This is a genomic window from Acidovorax sp. LjRoot118 (assembly GCF_964253575.1).
Classification (GTDB): domain Bacteria; phylum Pseudomonadota; class Gammaproteobacteria; order Burkholderiales; family Burkholderiaceae_C; genus Acidovorax.
Window position 1 is genome coordinate 2578147 of record NZ_CAXURB020000001.1, and the last position, 18947, is coordinate 2597093.

Sequence of the window (18947 nt, forward strand, 5' to 3'; positions counted from 1 at the left end):
TTCAATCGACCTGCCGCAGCCCATGCATGAAAAGACATGGCGTAGTGCCCGGCGCTGCCTACAATGGCGCGATGGAAAGAGCACCCCGCCGTGACAAATACGCCGAACGCCGCGCCGAACTGGGCGAGGCCGCGCTGCAGACGCTGGCCGAACTGGGCTATGCGCGCACCAGCCTGCGCGAGATCGCACAGAACTCCGCGTTCTCGCACGGTGTGCTGCACTACTATTTCACCGACAAGCTTGACCTCATCCTGTGCAGCGTGCGCCAGTACAAGGCGCGCTGCGTCACGCGCTATGACGAGGTGACGAACAACTCCACGACCTTCGGTGAGCTGGTCGATGGCTTCGTGGCGGTGCTGTGCGAGACGGTGCGCAGCGAAGCGCCCATGCACCGGCTCTGGTACGACATCCGTTCGCAGTCGCTGTTCGAGGACGCGCTGCGCGCCGATGTGGAAGCCATCGACAAGAGCCTAGCGAACATGGTCTGGCGCGTGCTCACGCGCATGTCCGAACTGGCCGGCCTGCCGGTGCGCGCGCCCATCGACCTCACCTACGCCATGTTCGACGGCGTCTTCCAGCAGTGCCTGCTGCGGCACATGGCTGGCGATGCCAAGGCCATACCGGTCATGCAGGGCCATGTGCGCCTGCTGGTGGAGCAGCTGATCGGCGCGCCGGCCGCTGCGGCACCCGCCAAGGCCACACGCAAGCGCAAGCCGGCGGCACTCGCTGCGTAGCACCTTTACCCGTTACGGGTCGACTGCCATGCCGTTCTGTTATGCAGAACGGCTTTTTTTATTGGCCGGCCAATGCTTGACCCTCTCGTTGATGGTCTCCATAATTTCATAAGACAGATTGAAGTTCTTTCTTATAGAACACTACAGGAGACCCCGGTGCCCCATGCTTTCGATGTTCTGATCAGCGAGGTCGGCCCGCGCGATGGCCTGCAGTCCGTGAAGGCGACCATGGCCACGGCCGACAAGCTGCGCTGGATCGACGCGCTCTACGCCGCAGGCGTGCGCGAGATCGAAGTGGCGTCCTTTGTGCCCGCCCGGCTGCTGCCGCAGATGGCCGACGCGGCCGAGGTGGTGCGCCACGCCATCACCCTGCCCGGCCTCACGGTGATGGCCTTGGTGCCCAACCGCAAGGGCGCGCAGGCGGCACTGGACGCGGGGGTACACAAGCTCACCATGCCCGTGTCGGCGAGTGCGGCCCATTCGCTGGCCAATGTGCGCAAGACGCGCGAGGAGATGGTCGAGGAAGTGCGCGCCATTGCCGACCTGCGCCGCGACATCGCCCCGCATGTGAAGCTGGAAGCCGGCATTTCCACCGCCTTCGGCTGCACCCTGCAAGGCCTGGTGCCCGAGGACGAGGTGATCTGGCTGGCGGCCCAGTGCGTCGAGGCCGGTGCCGACGAGTCGGGCCTGTCGGACACCGTGGGCTATGCCAACCCGGCCCAGGTGCGCCGGCTGTTCAGGCGCCTGCGCGCCGAACTGGGTGACAAGGCCGGCGCCGCGCACATGCACAACACGCGCGGCCTGGGCCTGGCGAACTGCCTGGCGGCGTATGAGGAAGGCGTGCGCACCTTCGATGCCTCCCTGGGCGGCCTGGGCGGCTGCCCCTATGCGCCAGGCGCTTCGGGCAATGTGGTCACCGAGGACCTGGTGTTCATGTTCGAGGCCAGCGGCATCGCCACCGGCATCGACCTGCAGCGGCTCATGCAGGCCCGCGCCCCGCTGGTGGCCGGCTTGCCCGGCGAGCCTGTGTACGGCATGACGCCTGAGGCCGGACTGCCCAAGGGCTTCGTGCAGCAGGGAGCCCGCCATGTCTGAGGCCCTGCAGAACGACAAGCCCCTACCCTACGCCGGCATCCGCGTGGTGGAGTTCACCCACATGGTCATGGGCCCCACCTGCGGCATGGTGCTGGCGGACCTGGGCGCCGAGGTCATCAAGGTCGAGCCCATCAAGGGTGACAGCACGCGCCACCTGCTGGGCTCGGGCGCGGGGTTCTTCCCGACCTTCAACCGCAACAAGAAGAGCATTGCGCTCGACCTCAAGAAACCCGAGGGCATCGAGGCCGCGCTGCGCCTGATCGCCACGGCCGACATCGTGAGCGAGAACTTCAAGCCCGGCACCATGGCCAAGCTGGGGCTGGATTACGCCTCGCTGCGCAAGCTCAACCCGCGCCTCATCTACGTGAGCCACAAGGGCTTTCTACCCGGCCCCTACGAGCAGCGCACGGCCTTGGACGAGGTGGTGCAGATGATGGGCGGCCTGGCCTACATGACCGGGCGCCCGGGCGACCCGCTGCGCGCGGGCACCAGCGTCAACGACATCATGGGTGGCATGTTCGGTGCCATCGGTGCCATGGCGGCGCTGCGCCAGCGCGAGCTGACCGGCGAAGGCTCCGAAGTGCAGGCTGCGCTGTTCGAGAACAACGTCTTTCTGGTGGCGCAGCATATGATGCAGTTCGCCAGCACCGGCAAGGCGGCCAACCCCATGCCCAGCCGCATCTCGGCCTGGGCCATCTACGACGTGTTCACGGTGAAGGACGGCGCGCAGATCTTCCTGGCGGCCGTGAGCGACAAGCAGTGGGCCATCTTCTGCGAAGCCCTGGGCCTCGCAGACCTGCTGGCCGACACGCGCCTGAAAACCAACAACGACCGCGTGCAGGCGCGCGACTGGCTGATGCCCCAGTTGCGCTCGCACCTGTCAGGGCGCAGCGCAGGTGAACTGGCGGCCATCTTCGAGGCGAACGAACTGCCATTCGCCCCGATCACCAGGCCCGAGGAGCTGTTCGACGACCCGCACCTCAACCAAAGCGGGGGCCTGGCACCCATCCGCCTGAACAACGGCACCGAATCCAAGGTGCCGCTGCTGCCCCTCACGCTGGGCGGCATGCGCCCCGGGGTGCGCCTGCAGCCGCCGCGCGCGGGCGAGCACACGGCCGCGCTGCTGCAGGAGGTGGGCTACTCGGACGCCGAGGTGGCCGCACTGCGGGCGCAGGGTGCCGTGGCCGGCGACTGACGGACAGGGCCACGGCACGCGGGTGTTGCCGGCGGTCATTTTGGGAGTGCATGAATGCGCGCCGGCTGTTATAACTCCTTCTAGAAACGGCCGCAAAGGCTGGCGAGGGGGAACACCATGACCGATGCGAAGGGGGCCACTGGCCCGTTGTCACGCCTGGCAGCAGGCGTTCTGGTGGCGGCGTGCATGCTTTTTCAAGCCCAGGCGCAGACGCTGGAGAAGCCCGCAGGGCCTGTGGTGTTGACCCTCCAGGGGGGCGTCAGCAAAACGAATCAGGGGGAGAAGGCACAGTTCGACATGAAGATGCTCGAAAAGCTGCCCCAGAAGAGCTTCACCACCCAGACCCCCTGGTACCCCCAGCCCGTCACCTTCACCGGGCCGCTGCTGCGCGATGTGCTCGCGGCTGCGGGTGCCAAGGGCAGCAAGATCACGGCAGTGGCGCTCAACGACTACAAGACCGAGATCCCGTTCGACGATGCCACGCGCCACGATGTGATCGTGGCCCGGCTCATGAACGACCGCTCCATGCCGATCCGGGAGAAGGGCCCCCTCTTCATCGTCTTCCCCTTCGATACCAAGGCCGAATTGCGTACCGAGCTGTACTACAACCGTTCTGCCTGGCAGCTCAGCACCCTGCAGATCAGATAGTGTGCTGTCCGGCAAATAAATGCCCATAAAACCGCGTCTTTCACGCCAAGGCTGCGTTGCAAATCCTCTCGATAGCTGCGGCTATCGATGCGGTTTGCGCCTTGCCCTGGCGCGAAATCCATCGGTTTTATCGCGGTCATCCTTTTGCCGGACAGCACACTAGTGGGCTCCCCATGCTGCGCAGCAAGCACCTCCTGCCCCTGATCATCGCCAGCCTGGTGGTGGTCTACGTGTCCATTGCGGCCGTCCAGTACCACCAGTACCGCAGCGTCGAAGCCGTGATGCGCCGGGGCGACGTGAACGCCCTGTGGTCCTTCCTGCAGCTCAATGTGGAGCACGAACGGCTGGACCACGCCCTGCACCAGTACGAGTTAGACCCCGAAAGCACCTCGATGGACGCGCTGCAGCTGCGCTACGACCTGTTCCTGAGCCGCTTCAGTGCACTGGAGAGCGGCACCGCGCGCACCCTCATGCAGAGCGAGCCGATCTACGCCAAGGCCCTGGCAGAGCTGCAGGAATTCGTCGAAGCCGGCGACAGCTATTTTGGTTTGGCAGCCGACGTGCGAACCAGCCAGGCCAACATGCGGCTGTTGCGCGAGCGCCTGGTCGATCTGCGCGCGACGGTGCAGGAGCTGTCGCTCAATGCCTCGCGCATCTCGGCCTTGCTGGGAGACCAGCGCAACGCCGAGGTGCAGTACCAGACCCTTTTGACCACGGGGCTTACGGCCTTCCAGGCGCTTTTGACTTTTCTGCTGGCCGTGGCCATGGGCCGCCAGTTCCTCAAGCGCGAAAAGGCCAAGTCGCTGGCCCTGGCCGCGCAGGCCGAGCTGGTGGAGGCCTTGAAGCGCAGCGAAGAGGTGCTCGAAGCCCGGGTGGTCCAGCGCACCGAGGAGCTGGAGCAGGCCAATGCCACCCTGCGCGAGCACGAGGACGAGCTGGAGGTGGCCCGCGCCCGTGCCGAAGACGCATCGCAGATGAAATCGGACTTTCTGGCCAACATGAGCCACGAGATCCGCACCCCCATGAACGCCGTGATCGGCATGAGCCACCTGGCACTCACCACCGAGCTCTCGCCGCGCCAGCGCGATTATGTCGAGAAGATCCAGCGCTCGGGCCAGCACCTGTTGGGGCTGATCAACGACATTCTCGATTTCAGCAAGATCGAGGCCGGCAAGCTGGAAGTGGAAACCGTCGATTTCGGACTGCGCGGGGTGCTGGACAACGTGGCCAACCTGATCGGCGACAAATGCTCGGCCAAGGGCCTGGAGCTGATGTTCGACGTGGACCCAGCCCTGCCGGATGACCTGCGGGGCGACCCGCTGCGCCTGGGCCAGATCCTCGTGAACTATGGCAACAATGCCGTGAAGTTCACCGACACCGGCGAGATCGTGGTGCGCGTGCTCGAAGTGGCGCGCGATGCCGATGGCCTGCTGCTGCGCTTTGAGGTGCAGGACACGGGCATCGGCCTCACGCCCGAGCAGCAGTCGCGGTTGTTCCGCTCGTTCGAGCAGGCCGACACCTCCACCACCCGCAAGTACGGCGGCACCGGGCTGGGGCTGGCCATCTCCAAGAAGCTGGCGGGCCTGATGGGCGGCGAGGTGGGCGTGGACAGCACGCCCGGCCAGGGCAGCAGCTTCTGGTTCACCGCGCGCCTGGGCCTGGGTACGCCCTCGGCGCGGCCGCTCATGCCCGAGCCCGACCTGCGCGGGCGCCGCGTGCTGGTGGTGGACGACAGCGAACAGGCACGTCAGATCCTATCGGGCCTGCTGGCCAGCATGAGCTTTGCCGTGACCACGGCCGCCTCGGGCGAGGAAGCGATTGCGGCGGCACGCGACGCCGACGAGGCCGGCCTGCCCTGCGAGATCGCGTTTCTCGACTGGAGAATGCCGGGGCTGGATGGCTTTCAGACGGCCGCCCAGCTGGCCCTGCTACCCCACCCGCCGGTACCGGTGATCGTCACCGCGCATGGCCGTGAGGAGGTATTCCGCGAGCTGGAGAAGGCCGGCATTGCCCTGATGCTGACCAAGCCGGTCAGCCCTTCCCAGCTGTTCGACACCGCCATCCGCGCGCTGGGAGGGGTGCAGGATGCCGGCCCGACCGACCGCGCAGCATTGCACCGCACCCGTGCGCCCGACCTCGCCCCCATCCGTGGCGCCCGGGTGCTGCTGGTGGACGACAACGACCTGAACCAGCAGGTGGGCGCCGACCTGCTGGGCGACGCCGGACTGGTGGTGGAGGTGGCCGAGAACGGCCAGGTGGCGCTGGAGATGCTGCAGGAACGCCCCGCGTACGACATCGTGCTCATGGACATGCAGATGCCGGTGATGGACGGCCTGACCGCCACGCGCCGCATCCGCGAGAACCCCGACTGGCAAAAGCTGCCCGTGCTGGCCATGACGGCCAATGCCATGAGCGGCGACCGCGACAGCTGCCTGGCCGCCGGCATGAACGGCCATGTGGCCAAGCCCATCGACCCCGATGAGCTGTTTTCGCAGCTCCTGCAGTGGGTGCCTGCGCGTGCCGGGGCCCTGGCCCTGGCTCCCGCTGTGTCCGTATCGGCGGCGGAGCCTGCGCCCGCCCTTGAAGCCCTGGCCCGCATCGAGGGGCTGGACGCAGCCGCCGGCCTGCGCCGGGTGCTGGGCAAGCCCGCTGCCTATGAGAGCCTGCTGCGCAAGTTCGTGGCCGGCCAGGCGGCCGCAGCGCAGAACACCAGCGCCCTCCTTGCTGCCGGCCAGCGGCAGGACGCCCTGCGCGCCATGCATACCCTCAAGGGAACGGCAGGCACCATAGGCGCTGGGCACTTGGCCCATCTCGCCGAGGCGGTTGAGCAAGCCATTGCAGCCAACGCCGATGCCGAGGCGCTGGCCGCGCTGCTGGCACCCGTCGAGGCGGCCTGCCAGACGCTGGTGGCGGCGCTGCAGGGCGCGCTGCCAGCCGAAGAGGCCGCAACGACCCAGGCGCCGGTGGACGAAGCCGCTGCGCGGCAACTGCTGGCGCGCCTGGAAGCGCTGCTGGCGGACGACGATTCGGACGCCGTGGAACTGTTCAAGGACTCGGCCCCCGCCCTCAAGGCGCTGCTCGGCCCTGTCTACGGCGAGATGAAGCGCGCACTCGACAGCTATGTTTTCACCGACGCACTGGCGCTGCTGCGTGCAGCCCCCCTGCCCGGCCCCGCGATACAAGGAGGACCCACATCATGAGCAATCCCATGGAAACGAGCGGCAAGTGCACGGTGCTGGTGGTGGACGACATGCCCGATAACCTGTCGGTGATGAGCGGCCTGCTGCGCCCCGACTACAAGGTCAAGCTGGCCAACAGTGGCGAGCGGGCCCTGCAGATCGTCGCGGGCGACGGCAAGCCCGACCTGATCCTGCTGGACATCATGATGCCCGAGATGGATGGCTACGAGGTGCTGCGCCGCCTGCAGTTCAACCCCGACACCGAGGACATCCCGGTCATCTTCCTCACGGCCATGAGCGCGTCGGACGACGAGACGGTGGGCCTGGAGCTCGGTGCGGTGGACTACATCACCAAGCCCATCAACCCGGCCATCACCCTGGCGCGGGTGCGCAACCACCTGCTGCTCAAGCGCGCGCGTGACCTGCTGGCGCGCCAGAACCAGTACCTGGAGGAAGAAGTGGCCCGGCGCACGCGCGAGGTGGTGGAGCTGCAGGACGGCACCATCCGCGCCATGGCCTCGCTGGCGGAAACGCGCGACAACGAGACCGGCAACCACATCCGCCGGACCCAGCACTACGTGGAAGTGCTGGCACGCAAGCTGCAGCACCACCCGCGCTTCCAGGACGAGCTCACCGAGGCGGCCATCGAGATGATCTTCAAGTCGGCGCCGCTGCACGATATTGGCAAGGTGGGCATCCCGGACCGCATCCTGCTCAAGCCGGGCAAGCTCACGCCCGAAGAGTTCGAAATCATGAAGACCCACACCACACTGGGGCGCGACGCCATCGTGGCCGCGGAGCGCGAGGCCTCGCAGACCAACCCGTTCTTCCGCTACGCCAAGGAGATCGCCTACAGCCACCAGGAAAAGTGGGACGGATCGGGTTACCCCGAGGGGCTGGTGGGCAACACCATTCCCCTGTCCGCACGCTTGATGGCCGTGGCCGATGTGTACGACGCGCTGATCTCCGTGCGCGTCTACAAGGAGGCGTTTCCCCACGAGGTGGCCGTGGAAATCATCCGCGACGGCCGAGGCAGCCATTTCGACCCCGACATGGTGGACGCCTTCCTGGCGCTGTCCGAAGAATTCCGGCAAATCGCCCAGCGCTTTGCCGATGGCGAGCAGGCGCTGCACGCCCAGGTGGACCGCATGGCCACGGACCTGCCCGCCGAGCACATCGAACTGACCGCACAAGACACCCCATCCTGAGACATGCATCCTTCCAAGACCACCGTGCTGCTGGCCGAAGGCGCCAGCGCCATGCGCCAGGCCCTGGCCAGCCAGCTGCAGACCTTCGGGTTCGGCCAGGTGCTGCAGGCCCGTGACGGCACACGCGCCCTGCAGATGCTGCGCGCCGAACCCGTGCATGTGGTGATCTGCGACCTGGACATGCAGGGCATGGACGGCCTCAGCGTGCTCGAAGCCATGCGCGCCGACCCCAAGCTGGCGGGCCTGCCCTTCATCCTGATGTCGGGCGGGCTGGACCGGGATTCGGCCTCCCGAGCCATCCGCCTGGGCATTGGCGACCTGCTGGTCAAGCCCTTCACTGTGCGCCGGCTCATCGAGCGCATGCATCGTGTGCTGCAGCGCGACGCGCAGGCACTGGTCTCCGCGCTGGAGCCCGTGCCCGAGCCCTCGGCCACCGAACCCGAACGCGCCACCATCCTGGTGGTGGACGACACGCCCGACAACCTGCAACTGGTGGCCGGCCTGTTCCGCGACCGCTTCAAGGTCAAGATCGCGCACAACGGCGAGAAGGCCCTGGCCATCTGCCAGTCCGACGCGCCGCCGGACCTGATCCTGCTCGACGTGATGATGCCCGGCATGGACGGCTTCGAGGTGGCGCGCCGCCTGCGCGAGCACCATGCCTCGGAATGCACGCCCATCATCTTCGTCACCGCAATGACCGACGAGGCCTCACGCCACCAGGGCCTGAGCCTGGGCGCCATCGACTATGTCTTCAAACCCATCGAGCCCGAGCTGCTGCGCCTGCGGGTCAGCAACCTGATGTACTACGTGGAGCACCGCAAGCAGTTGCAAAGGGATTTTGACCAATTGCAGGAGAACAGCCGGTTGCAGGCGGAGGTGGAGCGGTTGCGGGCGGAGGTGAAAGGCCTGCGGGGCGGGTGAAGGTAATGAAATAGATGCTCAACTGCCCCCTTCAAAGGCGGCGAAGACCAACATGCGGTGGTGCATGCACTATTTCATGAGCTGGGCATAGTGCCATGCATTGCATGGGCGCAATGGCAAAAAATCCTATTTGCTGCAAGTGATATTTGCCGATGAAATGTAGCCAAGTTTTTTATAAATACTTTCAATCGTCGGCTTTTCCTCGATGGGCAGAGGCATTCCATCAAACCAATTGAATTGTCGACCGGCTGTTCGAAAAAATGGCTGTGGGAAATTGGCAGAACCAACCGCGTAACTTGTTTCTGGCGACAGACGCAAAATAACATCCTTGCCTATGAGTTTTCTAAGATATCGTCCCACCGGATCATCATCTAATGATCCGAGTATGTATATTTTCTCATGGTCGCATTGATATGATTTGGCATTTTTGTTATTTGGATGAACGGACAGCAATTTAACCCCAACCACCTCGACAAAGGAGGCGCCAGATCTACCGTAGTCGTTTTCCTCATGCAAGACCAATTCCTCCATAGGTATAGGCTCACCTCTTTTCCAAAGTTTGTAGTATAAACTTTTGTCTATCCAAACAATGCGCTTGAAATGCCCTTGAAAAATGAAATCAGTGTCATTTCTCAAACTTTCTTCGATAGTGATTTGCGGGGATGTCGGAATTCCAGCGTGTACGGATCTTGTCTCGACATGAAAGCAGCAAAACGCCGATATGAAAATTAAAAAATTGGAAAATACCACTTTGATCTTAAGACTCATGTAGCACCGATCAGAAAAGGTTGGAGTCATAATAATCTCAGACGGCTTCAACATCATGTTCGCGCTGTTTGGAGACGATCATGACTTGCGCGATGGGCACTTCGGCATGGCGGTTGCGGTCTCGCGGATGCACTGCCTTATGTAGAGGCTCGCCAGCCGCGTGCGCAGTATCCTCCCGAAATTCGTCCATCACGCTCCCTCACGACAGTCGCTCTTATTAGGGAGATACTAGCTGTCTACGGGTTGAAGCAGGTGCTTCAGAGGTTCACCTAAACGGGTGAGTTTGAAACCAAACGATTCCGCTCTCGCGCCGTCGCCAGACTTCAAATTCAGTTGAGCTCCAGCTCCCTGGCGCATGCTTGGCCGGTTGCGCGAAGGCCGAGCTTGCCCAGCAGTTGCTCATCGGCCTCCACATCCGGATTGCCCGTCACCAACAGCTTGTCGCCATAGAAGATCGAATTGGCCCCGGCCAGAAAGCACAGGGCCTGCACCGCCTCGCCCATCTGCTGGCGCCCAGCCGACAGGCGCACGCGGGCGCGGGGCATGGTGATGCGGGCCACGGCGATCATGCGCACGAAATCGAGCGGGTCGATGGGCTCGCTGTCGGCCAGCGGCGTGCCGGGCACGCGCACCAGGCTGTTGATGGGCACGGACTCGGGGTAGGGGTTGAGGTTGGCCAACTGGGCAATGAGCCCGGCGCGGTGAACGGGCGCCTCGCCCATGCCCACGATGCCGCCGCAGCACACGCTGATGCCGGCACCGCGCACATGCTGCAAGGTATCGAGCCGGTCTTGGTAGGCGCGGGTACTGACCACGTCGGTGTAGTACTCGGGGGCGGTGTCGAGGTTGTGGTTGTAGTAGTCCAGCCCCGCGTCCTTGAGCGCCAGGGCCTGGTGCGATTCGAGCATGCCCAGGGTGGCGCAGGTCTGCAGGCCCAGGCCCTTGACGGCACCGATCAACTCGCTCACCTTTTCGATGTCGCGGTCCTTGGGCGCACGCCAGGCGGCCCCCATGCAAAAGCGGGTGGCGCCCGCGTCCTTGGCGGCCTGGGCGGCGCGCAGCACTTCGTCCACCGCCATCAGCTTCTCGGCCTTCACTCCCGTGTCGAACTCGGCCGCCTGCGGGCAGTAGCCACAGTTTTCAGGGCAGCCGCCGGTTTTTACCGAGAGCAGCGTGGCCAGCTCGATGTCGCCCTGGGGCCAGTGCTGGCGGTGCACGGTCTGGGCCTCGAACAGCAGGTCCATCAAGGGTTTGTCGAGCAGCGACTGGATGGCCGCGACTGTCCATTCGCCACGCACCACCGGTGCGGAGACGGGGCGGTGCAGCTGGATCGGCTGGGGGGTGGAAAGTGCGGTGTTCACCATGGGTTCGGTCCTTTCATCAAGCGGATCAGGTGCCACACAAGGCGCCACCCCTGTACCTTTAGGAGCGAAGCCTCATGTTGCTATGACCATGATTTTGAAGGAGGTTTTGGTTCAAATGCACCCTCATGGGTCACAAAAAGTGCCACTAAATTCTCGCGAACAACATCGCTCATTTACCCCTGCATGAAGAGCGGCGAAGCCAGCAATTGGCAGATGTAGGTTGCATATTGAAGGCACTCGGAAATTCGTTGTCAGAACATGCCGCCTATGTTCAGCTTCGGCATCCAACGCACATGGCAGGGCACGCCGCGTGCCTCGACGTTGGTGCAAGTTAGCGCGTTCCTGGCGCACGTTCGGCCAGCGCCAGCGCGCCCGCACCTGCCGCCAGGCAGAGCAAAGCCAGCACATCGGCCACCACCACGCGCTGCAGGTGGGCGTTGAACCCGCCGGTGGACCAGGCCAGCCAGAGGAAGGAGACCACGCTGAAGCTCCCCAGGACCAGCGCCAGCCACTGCAAAGCGGGTTTGAACGCGGCCAGCATGCACACGCCACCCACGATGCCGAACAGCACGGCACGGTGGCGCATCAGGATCAGGGCGCTGGGGTCGGAGGGCGCGGCCCCATACAGACGGGCGAGGTGTTCATGCCCGAGTACGCCCGACAGGGGGATCAGGTGGATGACGCCCACGACCAGCAAGGTCAGGGTGGTGAGGATACGCATGGGGCACAACTCCAGAAAAGGACGGAATGTCCCCGTTGTATCCCGCATCGGCTTGCGGATCCATGACCTGCCAGGTCATGGCGCGCGCTCCGGGCTTAACGCCCGAGCAGTTCCTGCAGCGCCTGGCGGATGGCGCCCGGCTTGTCCGCCGTGCCCTCGAAGGCCGCGCAACTCGGGGCGCGCTCCACCTCGGGGCCCCGTGCGCCCGTCTGCGAGAACAGGCGTTCGCAGTCGCAGCGCAGCCGGGCCAGGGTCTGCCGGGTGCGGCGGTTCTTCACCTCGGCCACCCAGCAGCTGTCGGCGCAGCCGCAGGAGCGGTATTCCAGCGTTTCGCCAGGGTGCCCCCAGTCGAGTGGGTAGGTGCCTGTGCCACCCGCAGCCCAGAGAGTGGGACTTGTCAGCGCAAACAGCAGCGCTGCTGCACTCCGGGCTCGCCCCATGAAGGCCATCGGCTGCAGCGGGCTCAGCCCAGGGCCGCGATCACGTCCGCCGGCGCCTGAACCAGCTCGATCAGCACGCCCTCACCCGCAATCGGGAATTCGTCGTTGCTCTTGGGGTGCAAAAAGGTGATGTCATAGCCCGCAGCCCCCTTGCGGATGCCGCCCGGGGCAAAGCGCACGCCCTTGGCGGTGAGCCATTCCACCGCTTTTGGCAGGTCGTCGATCCACAGGCCGATGTGGTTGAGCGGTGTGGTGTGCACTGCGGGCTTCTTGTCGATGTCGAGCGGTTGCATGAGGTCCACCTCGACCTTCCAGGCGCCCTGCCCCATGGCCAGAATGTCCTCGTCCACGTTCTCCCGCTCGCTCTGGAAGGTGCCCGTCTGCGTGAGGCCCAGCATGTCCACCCACAGGGTCTTCATGCGCGCCTTGTCGGTGCCGCCGATGGCGACCTGCTGGATGCCCAGGACTTTGAAGGGGCGGGAGACGGCGGTATTCATGGCAGATCTTTCAAGAACAAGGGAATGGTTTCAGACTTCACCGAGGATCCAGCTGCTGGCCGTGGCAAAGTATTCGCGCAGCCAGGCGTTGTAGCGCAGGTAGAGCGGCGTGGGGGCCGCTGCCGCCACGGATTGCGTGTAGCCGATCTTGCGGGCGATGCGCTGGGCACGCACGGTGTGGAAGTCGCTGGTGACCACGGCCATGGGGCTGGTGAGTCCCAGGCCCTTGGCCTGCAGCAGCGGCAGGCTGTAGCGCAGGTTCAGCTCGGTGCTGGTGCTGCGCTCTTCCTGCAGGATGCGGTCGGCGGCCATGCCCTGGGCGCGCAGGTAGTCGCCCATGATGCGGCCTTCGCTGGCGGTTTCGCCGAAATCCACCCCGCCCGAAACCACGACCCAGGCGGCGGGGTGGGCTGCGGCCAGCTCGCGCGCCTTGTCGAGGCGCGCCCGCAGTGCCGGTGAGGGCTGACCATTGGGCGTGCCGCTGCCCAGCACGATGATGGCCTTCAGGGGCACATCGCCCGCCGCAGCGTTGAAAGCCTGCACCTGCCCTGCCAGCGCATTCCAGAACAGGGCGACGCTGGCAACCCAGGCCAGAAACAGCAGCCAGCCCGCGCGCCACGCGCGCCGCGTCCACCCTGCCCGGCCCAACCGGGCCTGCAGCGGGTGCCAGCCCCAGGTGAGCATGCACAGGGCCAGCCCCAATGCGCCGGGCACGGTGACGCCCATCGAGAACAAGCCCATGGACATCAGCACCAGGCCATCGGCCAGCAGCACGGCGCCCGCCAGCAGGCAGGCCAGGCGCAGCAGCGGCCAGCGCTCGCGTGGTCTGCTCGACCACTCATCCACCGTCACGAACACGGTTATGCGCGCCCTGGGTTCACACGAATTCCAGGATGACCTGGTCCACGGCCAGCGATTCGCCCTTGCCGGCGACGATCTTGCCCACCACGCCATCCTGCGCGGCAAAGAGGATGTTCTCCATCTTCATGGCCTCGATCACGGCCAGCTTCTCCCCGGCCTGCACCTTCTGGCCGGGCTGCACGGCCACGTCCACCAGCAGGCCGGGCATGGGCGAGAGCAAGAAGCGGCTCAGGTCCGGCGGCGCCTTGAAGGGCATGAGCTGGTGCAGGCGCGCACCCAGCGGCGAAAGCACCAGTGCATCGATCTGCGTGCCGTTGTGCGCGATGCGCAGCGCCAGCGGGTTCTTGCCCGGGCCGCGCTCGACCTGGGCGGTGAAGCCCAGGCCATTGCACTGCCCCTGCACGCGCACCTGGCCCAGCGTGGCCGAGCTGCTGATCTTGTAGCTCTTGTCTTCCACCATCACCGCGCTGGAGCCGGACTTGTCCTCGAAGTCCGTCACCGACACTTCGTGGTGGATGTTCTTGCCTTCGGCGCCCAGCGTGACCACGACGAACTGCTCGCCCACCTTCACCTCGTGGCCCGCCAGTTGGCCGCTGATGCCCGAGGCGCGCGCGCGGTAGCGGCGGTTCATGTAGGCAGCCAGCGCCACCAGGAACAGCGGGTCTTCGTGCGGCACGTCTTCCGCCGCAAAGCCCTGGCTGTAGTTCTCGGCGATGAAGCCGGTGTTGAAGTCGCCCGAGACGAATTTGGGGTGCGCCAGCAGCGCTGCCTGGAAGGGGATGTTGCTGCTGATGCCGCGGATCACGAAGCCGTTGAGCGCCGCGCGCATCTTGTGGATGGCATCGTCGCGGTCGGTGCCGTGCACGATGAGCTTGGCGATCATCGAGTCGTAGAACATCGGGATCTCGCCGCCCTCGTACACGCCGGTGTCTACGCGCACGCCCAGCTTTTTGGCCGTGTCGGACTGGAACATCGATTCTTCCGGCGGCTGAAAGCGCACCAGTCGCCCCGTGCTGGGCAGGAAGTTGCGGAACGGGTCTTCCGCGTTGATGCGGCACTCGATGGCCCAGCCGTCGCGCTTCACGTCGGCCTGGGTCAGCGGCAGCGGCTCGCCAGCGGCCACGCGGATCATCAGCTCCACCAGGTCCAGGCCGGTGATGCACTCCGTCACCGGGTGCTCGACCTGCAAACGGGTGTTCATCTCCAGGAAGTAGAAGTCCTGGTCCTTGCCGACCACGAACTCCACCGTGCCGGCGCTCTGGTACTTCACGGCCTTGGCCAGTTGCACTGCCTGCTCGCCCATGGCCTTGCGCGTGGCATCGGTGATGAAGGGCGAAGGCGCCTCTTCGATCACCTTCTGGTGGCGGCGCTGGATGGAGCATTCGCGCTCGTTCAGGTAGATCACATTGCCCTGGCTGTCGCCCAGCACCTGGATCTCGATATGGCGCGGCTGCTGCACGAACTTCTCGATGAAGATGCGGTCGTCGCCAAAGCTGTTGCGTGCCTCGTTCTGGCAACTGGTGAAGCCCTCGAAGGCCTCCTTGTCGTTGAAGGCCACGCGCAGGCCCTTGCCGCCGCCGCCGGCCGAGGCCTTGATCATCACCGGGTAGCCAATGCCCTTGGCGATCTCCACCGCCTGCTCGGGGCCGCTGATGGCGTCGTTGTAGCCGGGGATGGTGTTGACCTTGGCCTCGTTGGCCAACTTCTTGGAGGCAATCTTGTCGCCCATGGCCGCAATCGAATGCGCCTTGGGGCCGATGAAGGCAATGCCCTCATCCTCGCAGCGCTTGGCGAAGGCCTCGTTCTCCGACAGGAAGCCGTAGCCCGGGTGGATGGCCTGCGCGCCGGTTTCCTTGGCCGCCGCAATGATCCTGTCGGCCAGCAGGTAGCTCTCGCGGCTCGGCGCCGCGCCGATGTGCACGGCCTCGTCGGCCAGCTTCACGTGGCGGGCCTCCTTGTCGGCGTCGGAGTACACGGCCACGGTGGCGATGCCCATTTTCTTCGCGGTGGCAATGACCCGGCACGCGATTTCGCCCCGGTTGGCGATCAATATTTTGGTAAACATAGCGATCTTCTTTTCTAAAAGTACGACCCGGAACTGGTTGGGTTAGGTGCTGGCACAGCCCAGCGAAGCGGTTGAGGAGAGGCGCCGGGCCGCAGGCAGTAGCAGCGCTACGACCAGGCTCGGCAACGACGCCTCAAGGGCTGTGGCAGTGCCGCTCAGAGAGGAATGTTGCCGTGCTTGCGCCATGGGTTCTCAAGCTTCTTGTCGCGCAGCATGACCAGGCTGCGGCAGATGCGCTTGCGCGTTTCGTGCGGCAGGATCACGTCGTCGATGAAGCCGCGCGCGCTGGCCACGAAGGGGTTGGCAAAGCGCTCCTTGTACTCGGCTTCGCGCGCAGCCAGCTTCACCGGGTCGTTCTTGTCCTCGCGGAAGATGATCTCCACCGCGCCCTTGGCACCCATCACGGCGATCTCGGCGTTGGGCCAGGCCAGGTTCACGTCGCCGCGCAGGTGCTTGGAGCTCATCACGTCGTAGGCGCCGCCATAGGCCTTGCGCGTGATGACGGTGATCTTGGGCACGGTGCATTCGGCGTACGCATACAGCAGCTTGGCGCCGTGCTTGATGATGCCGCCGTACTCCTGGCTGGTGCCGGGCATGAAGCCGGGCACGTCCACGAAGGTGACCACGGGGATGTTGAAGGCATCGCAAAAGCGCACGAAGCGCGCGGCCTTGATGGAGCTCTTGATATCGAGGCACCCTGCCAGCACCAGCGGCTGGTTGGCGACGATGCCCACGGTCTGGCCTTCCATGCGCGCCAGGCCGATCACGATGTTCTTGGCGTAGTCGGGCTGCAGCTCGAAGAAGTCGCCGTCGTCCACCACCTTGGCGATCAGCTCCTTCATGTCGTAGGGTTTGTTGGCGTTCTCGGGCACCAGGGTGTCGAGGCTGCGGTCCATGCGGTCGGCCGGGTCGTTGCTGGGGCGCACGGGCGCCTTCTCGCGGTTGTTCAGCGGCAGGTAGTTGTACAGGCGGCGCAGCATCATCAGCGCCTCCACGTCGTTCTCGAAGGCCATGTCGGCCACACCGCTGCGCGTGGTGTGGGTGCCGGCGCCGCCCAGCTCCTCGGCGGTGACTTCCTCGTGCGTCACGGTCTTGACCACCTCGGGGCCGGTCACGAACATGTAGCTCGAGTCCTTGACCATGAAGATGAAGTCCGTCATGGCCGGCGAGTACACGGCGCCGCCGGCGCAGGGGCCCATGATCATGCTGATCTGCGGGATCACGCCGCTGGCCAGCACGTTCTTCTGGAACACGTCGGCATAGCCGCCCAGCGAGGCCACGCCCTCCTGGATGCGCGCGCCGCCCGAGTCGTTGATGCCGATGACCGGGGCGCCGACCTTCATGGCCTGGTCCATCACCTTGCAGATCTTCTCGGCATGCGTCTCGCTCAGGGCACCGCCGAAGACGGTGAAGTCCTGGCTGAAGACGAACACCAGGCGGCCATTGATCATGCCGTAGCCGGTGACCACGCCATCGCCGGGGATCTTGTTGTCCTCCATGCCGAAGTCGGTGCAGCGGTGCTCGACGAACATGTCCCACTCTTCGAAGGTGTTGTCGTCCAGCAGCAGCTCGATGCGCTCGCGCGCCGTGAGCTTGCCCTTGGCGTGCTGCGCATCGATGCGCTTTTGCCCGCCGCCCAGGCGCGCCAGGGCGCGCTTCTTCTCCAGTTGCTCCAGGATGTCTTGCATGGTCGCTCTTTCGGTGAAATGGCTGTGGTTGTCTATCTAGGGTGTAGCGGTATGGGATGCGGCCAGCAGCGTGCGCGCAGCGGTGGATGCCGCGATGCGCCCCGCGGCCACGTCGGTCTGCAGCGCGGGCAGCAGGCCGCGCACCTGCGGATGCTGGCGAAACGCCTGCTTGAGCCCGGTGTCGATGCGCTCCCACATCCAGGCCAGCGACTGCTTTTCGCGGCGCAGGGCCAGGCGGCCGTTGTCGGTCTGCTGGGTGCGGAACTGGGTGACGGCATCCCAGAAGCCGTCCACGCCCTGCCCCAGCAGCGCGCTGATCTGCACCACGCGCGGCTGCCACAGGGCGCCGTGCGTGGCATGGTCGGGGTTGCCGTGCATGCCCAGGAGGCGCAGGCTGGAGGTGATCTGCGCCTGGGCCCGGGTGGCGGCATTCTTGTCGATGTCGGCCTTGTTGATGGCCACCAGGTCGGCGATTTCCATCACCCCCTTCTTGATGGCCTGCAGGTCGTCGCCCGCATTGGGCAGCTGCAGCAGAACGAACATGTCGGTCATGCCGGCCACGGCGATCTCGCTCTGGCCCACGCCCACGGTCTCGACCATCACCACGTCGTAGCCGGCGGCCTCGCAGACCAGCATGGCCTCGCGCGTCTTCTCGGCCACGCCGCCCAGGGTGCCGCTCGACGGGCTGGGGCGGATGTAGGCCTCTTCGCGCATGGACAGCTGCTCCATGCGCGTCTTGTCGCCCAGGATGGAGCCGCCTGACACCGTGCTCGACGGGTCGATGGTGAGCACCGCCACGCGGTGCCCGCGGTTGATGAGGAACAGGCCCAGCGCCTCGATGAAGGTGGACTTGCCCACGCCCGGCACGCCGCTGATGCCCAGGCGGAATGCCTTGCCCGTGTAGGGCAGCAGCGCGGTGAGCAACTCGTCCCCCTGCGCACGGTGGTCGGCGCGGGTGGATTCGAGCAGGGTGATGGCCTTGGCCATGGCGCGGCGCTGCACGGGCTGGGTGCCGTGCAGAATGCCATCGAACCATGTGCTGGAAGGAGGCTTGAGGTCGGCCAAAGGCAGGGGGGAGTTCATTCCACAGCCTCCCCGGCCCGCCACTCGTAGTGCACGTCCACATCCTCCTCGCCGGTCTGCACGAAGCCGTGGCGCAGGTAGAAGCGGTTGGCATTGCTGTGCTTGAGCGCCGTCACGCGCAGCACGGCGCCTTCAAGGCGCGCACGGTCTTGCACGCTGGCCAGCACCGCAGCGCCGATGCCGCTGCCCTGCCAGTCGGGGTGCAGGTACAGATGCTGCAGCCGCAGGATTCCCGCCCCTTCGGGCAGCACCGTGACAAAGCCCATGCGCTGGCCGCCGGGCGAGGCCAGATGCTGCATGTGCTCCGGGGTGAAGGCGGCGCGCAGGCGCTCACGCGAGCGCTCGGGCGTGTAGCGGCCCACGCGCTCCAGGCTCTCGCGCATGGCGGCGGTACGCAGCTTCAGCATCGGCTCGAAGTCGTCTTCGGCAACGGGGTGCAGCACGAACACGGGTGCACTCATCGGGCGGCTCCCGTGCGGC

Annotated in this window: 17 protein-coding genes; 7 read left to right on the top strand and 10 right to left on the bottom strand. The window is 65.4% G+C overall.

The window, feature by feature from the left end:
* The first annotated feature begins 71 nt into the window (after window positions 1-71).
* From ACSQ9E_RS12110 to ACSQ9E_RS12140, 7 genes are all read left to right on the top strand, one after another.
* A complete protein-coding gene (locus ACSQ9E_RS12110; protein WP_436217918.1) occupies window positions 72-734 on the top strand; it encodes a TetR/AcrR family transcriptional regulator in 663 nt (220 codons plus the stop codon).
* Window positions 735-890: 156 nt separating this feature from the next.
* Window positions 891-1829: a hydroxymethylglutaryl-CoA lyase gene (locus tag ACSQ9E_RS12115; protein WP_057267365.1), complete on the top strand. Its 939-nt coding sequence runs from the start codon at window positions 891-893 to the stop codon at window positions 1827-1829.
* Window positions 1822-3024 (top strand): CaiB/BaiF CoA transferase family protein, encoded by a 1203-nt coding sequence (locus ACSQ9E_RS12120; RefSeq protein ID WP_436217919.1) that lies wholly within the window; start codon window positions 1822-1824, stop codon window positions 3022-3024. The genes ACSQ9E_RS12115 and ACSQ9E_RS12120 overlap by 8 nt, the downstream gene beginning before the upstream one ends.
* Before the next feature lie 117 nt (window positions 3025-3141).
* Window positions 3142-3672 carry a molybdopterin-dependent oxidoreductase gene (locus ACSQ9E_RS12125; protein WP_057204383.1) on the top strand — a complete coding sequence of 177 codons (531 nt, stop codon included), beginning with the start codon at window positions 3142-3144 and terminating at the stop codon, window positions 3670-3672.
* A 173-nt stretch (window positions 3673-3845) separates the two neighbouring features.
* A complete protein-coding gene (locus ACSQ9E_RS12130; protein WP_436217920.1) occupies window positions 3846-6872 on the top strand; it encodes a response regulator in 3027 nt (1008 codons plus the stop codon).
* Window positions 6869-8059, top strand: coding sequence for a response regulator (locus ACSQ9E_RS12135; RefSeq protein ID WP_436217921.1), 1191 nt, complete (start codon window positions 6869-6871; stop codon window positions 8057-8059). The genes ACSQ9E_RS12130 and ACSQ9E_RS12135 overlap by 4 nt, the downstream gene beginning before the upstream one ends.
* Before the next feature lie 3 nt (window positions 8060-8062).
* The gene (locus tag ACSQ9E_RS12140; RefSeq protein WP_436217922.1) at window positions 8063-8980 is read left to right on the top strand and encodes a response regulator; all 918 of its coding nucleotides are present in this window, start codon (window positions 8063-8065) and stop codon (window positions 8978-8980) included.
* Between the two features lie 126 nt (window positions 8981-9106).
* Here the strand turns inward: ACSQ9E_RS12140 and ACSQ9E_RS12145 are convergent, their stop codons facing one another.
* From ACSQ9E_RS12145 to ACSQ9E_RS12190, 10 genes are all read right to left on the bottom strand, one after another.
* On the bottom strand, window positions 9107-9748 hold the full coding sequence (locus ACSQ9E_RS12145; protein ID WP_436217923.1) for a hypothetical protein: 642 nt from the start codon (window positions 9746-9748) through the stop codon (window positions 9107-9109).
* A 329-nt stretch (window positions 9749-10077) separates the two neighbouring features.
* Window positions 10078-11112, bottom strand: coding sequence for a biotin synthase BioB (gene bioB / locus ACSQ9E_RS12150; protein ID WP_436217924.1), 1035 nt, complete (start codon window positions 11110-11112; stop codon window positions 10078-10080).
* Window positions 11113-11443: 331 nt separating this feature from the next.
* Window positions 11444-11833, bottom strand: a complete 390-nt coding sequence (locus ACSQ9E_RS12155; protein ID WP_436217925.1) for a phosphopantetheine adenylyltransferase — start codon at window positions 11831-11833, stop codon at window positions 11444-11446.
* A 95-nt stretch (window positions 11834-11928) separates the two neighbouring features.
* Window positions 11929-12273 (bottom strand): hypothetical protein, encoded by a 345-nt coding sequence (locus tag ACSQ9E_RS12160; protein WP_436217926.1) that lies wholly within the window; start codon window positions 12271-12273, stop codon window positions 11929-11931.
* A 23-nt stretch (window positions 12274-12296) separates the two neighbouring features.
* Window positions 12297-12770 (bottom strand): VOC family protein, encoded by a 474-nt coding sequence (locus ACSQ9E_RS12165; RefSeq protein ID WP_436217927.1) that lies wholly within the window; start codon window positions 12768-12770, stop codon window positions 12297-12299.
* A gap of 30 nt (window positions 12771-12800) precedes the next feature.
* Window positions 12801-13628: a YdcF family protein gene (locus tag ACSQ9E_RS12170; RefSeq protein ID WP_436217928.1), complete on the bottom strand. Its 828-nt coding sequence runs from the start codon at window positions 13626-13628 to the stop codon at window positions 12801-12803.
* 19 nt (window positions 13629-13647) lie between these two features.
* Window positions 13648-15696 (bottom strand): acetyl-CoA carboxylase biotin carboxylase subunit, encoded by a 2049-nt coding sequence (locus ACSQ9E_RS12175; RefSeq protein WP_436217929.1) that lies wholly within the window; start codon window positions 15694-15696, stop codon window positions 13648-13650.
* Window positions 15697-15851: 155 nt separating this feature from the next.
* Window positions 15852-17384: an acyl-CoA carboxylase subunit beta gene (locus ACSQ9E_RS12180; RefSeq protein ID WP_057204367.1), complete on the bottom strand. Its 1533-nt coding sequence runs from the start codon at window positions 17382-17384 to the stop codon at window positions 15852-15854.
* Between the two features lie 36 nt (window positions 17385-17420).
* Complete coding sequence (meaB, locus tag ACSQ9E_RS12185; RefSeq protein WP_436217930.1) at window positions 17421-18467, bottom strand: methylmalonyl Co-A mutase-associated GTPase MeaB; 1047 nt, start codon at window positions 18465-18467, stop codon at window positions 17421-17423.
* Entirely contained in the window at window positions 18464-18928 is a 465-nt protein-coding gene (locus ACSQ9E_RS12190; protein WP_436217931.1) for a GNAT family N-acetyltransferase, read from the bottom strand. Before ACSQ9E_RS12190 ends, meaB begins: the two co-directional genes overlap by 4 nt.
* Between the last annotated feature and the right edge of the window lie 19 nt (window positions 18929-18947).

Coding starts and splice junctions, on each gene's coding strand:
- ACSQ9E_RS12110 (WP_436217918.1), top strand. CDS start 72: ATGGAAAGAGCACCCCGCCGTGACAAATACGCCGAACGCCGCGCCGAA.
- ACSQ9E_RS12120 (WP_436217919.1), top strand. CDS start 1,822: ATGTCTGAGGCCCTGCAGAACGACAAGCCCCTACCCTACGCCGGCATC.
- ACSQ9E_RS12125 (WP_057204383.1), top strand. CDS start 3,142: ATGACCGATGCGAAGGGGGCCACTGGCCCGTTGTCACGCCTGGCAGCA.
- ACSQ9E_RS12130 (WP_436217920.1), top strand. CDS start 3,846: ATGCTGCGCAGCAAGCACCTCCTGCCCCTGATCATCGCCAGCCTGGTG.
- ACSQ9E_RS12135 (WP_436217921.1), top strand. CDS start 6,869: ATGAGCAATCCCATGGAAACGAGCGGCAAGTGCACGGTGCTGGTGGTG.
- ACSQ9E_RS12140 (WP_436217922.1), top strand. CDS start 8,063: ATGCATCCTTCCAAGACCACCGTGCTGCTGGCCGAAGGCGCCAGCGCC.
- ACSQ9E_RS12145 (WP_436217923.1), bottom strand. CDS start 9,748: ATGAGTCTTAAGATCAAAGTGGTATTTTCCAATTTTTTAATTTTCATA.
- bioB (WP_436217924.1), bottom strand. CDS start 11,112: ATGGTGAACACCGCACTTTCCACCCCCCAGCCGATCCAGCTGCACCGC.
- ACSQ9E_RS12155 (WP_436217925.1), bottom strand. CDS start 11,833: ATGCGTATCCTCACCACCCTGACCTTGCTGGTCGTGGGCGTCATCCAC.
- ACSQ9E_RS12160 (WP_436217926.1), bottom strand. CDS start 12,273: ATGGGGCGAGCCCGGAGTGCAGCAGCGCTGCTGTTTGCGCTGACAAGT.
- ACSQ9E_RS12165 (WP_436217927.1), bottom strand. CDS start 12,770: ATGAATACCGCCGTCTCCCGCCCCTTCAAAGTCCTGGGCATCCAGCAG.
- ACSQ9E_RS12175 (WP_436217929.1), bottom strand. CDS start 15,696: ATGTTTACCAAAATATTGATCGCCAACCGGGGCGAAATCGCGTGCCGG.
- ACSQ9E_RS12180 (WP_057204367.1), bottom strand. CDS start 17,384: ATGCAAGACATCCTGGAGCAACTGGAGAAGAAGCGCGCCCTGGCGCGC.
- meaB (WP_436217930.1), bottom strand. CDS start 18,467: ATGAACTCCCCCCTGCCTTTGGCCGACCTCAAGCCTCCTTCCAGCACA.
- ACSQ9E_RS12190 (WP_436217931.1), bottom strand. CDS start 18,928: ATGAGTGCACCCGTGTTCGTGCTGCACCCCGTTGCCGAAGACGACTTC.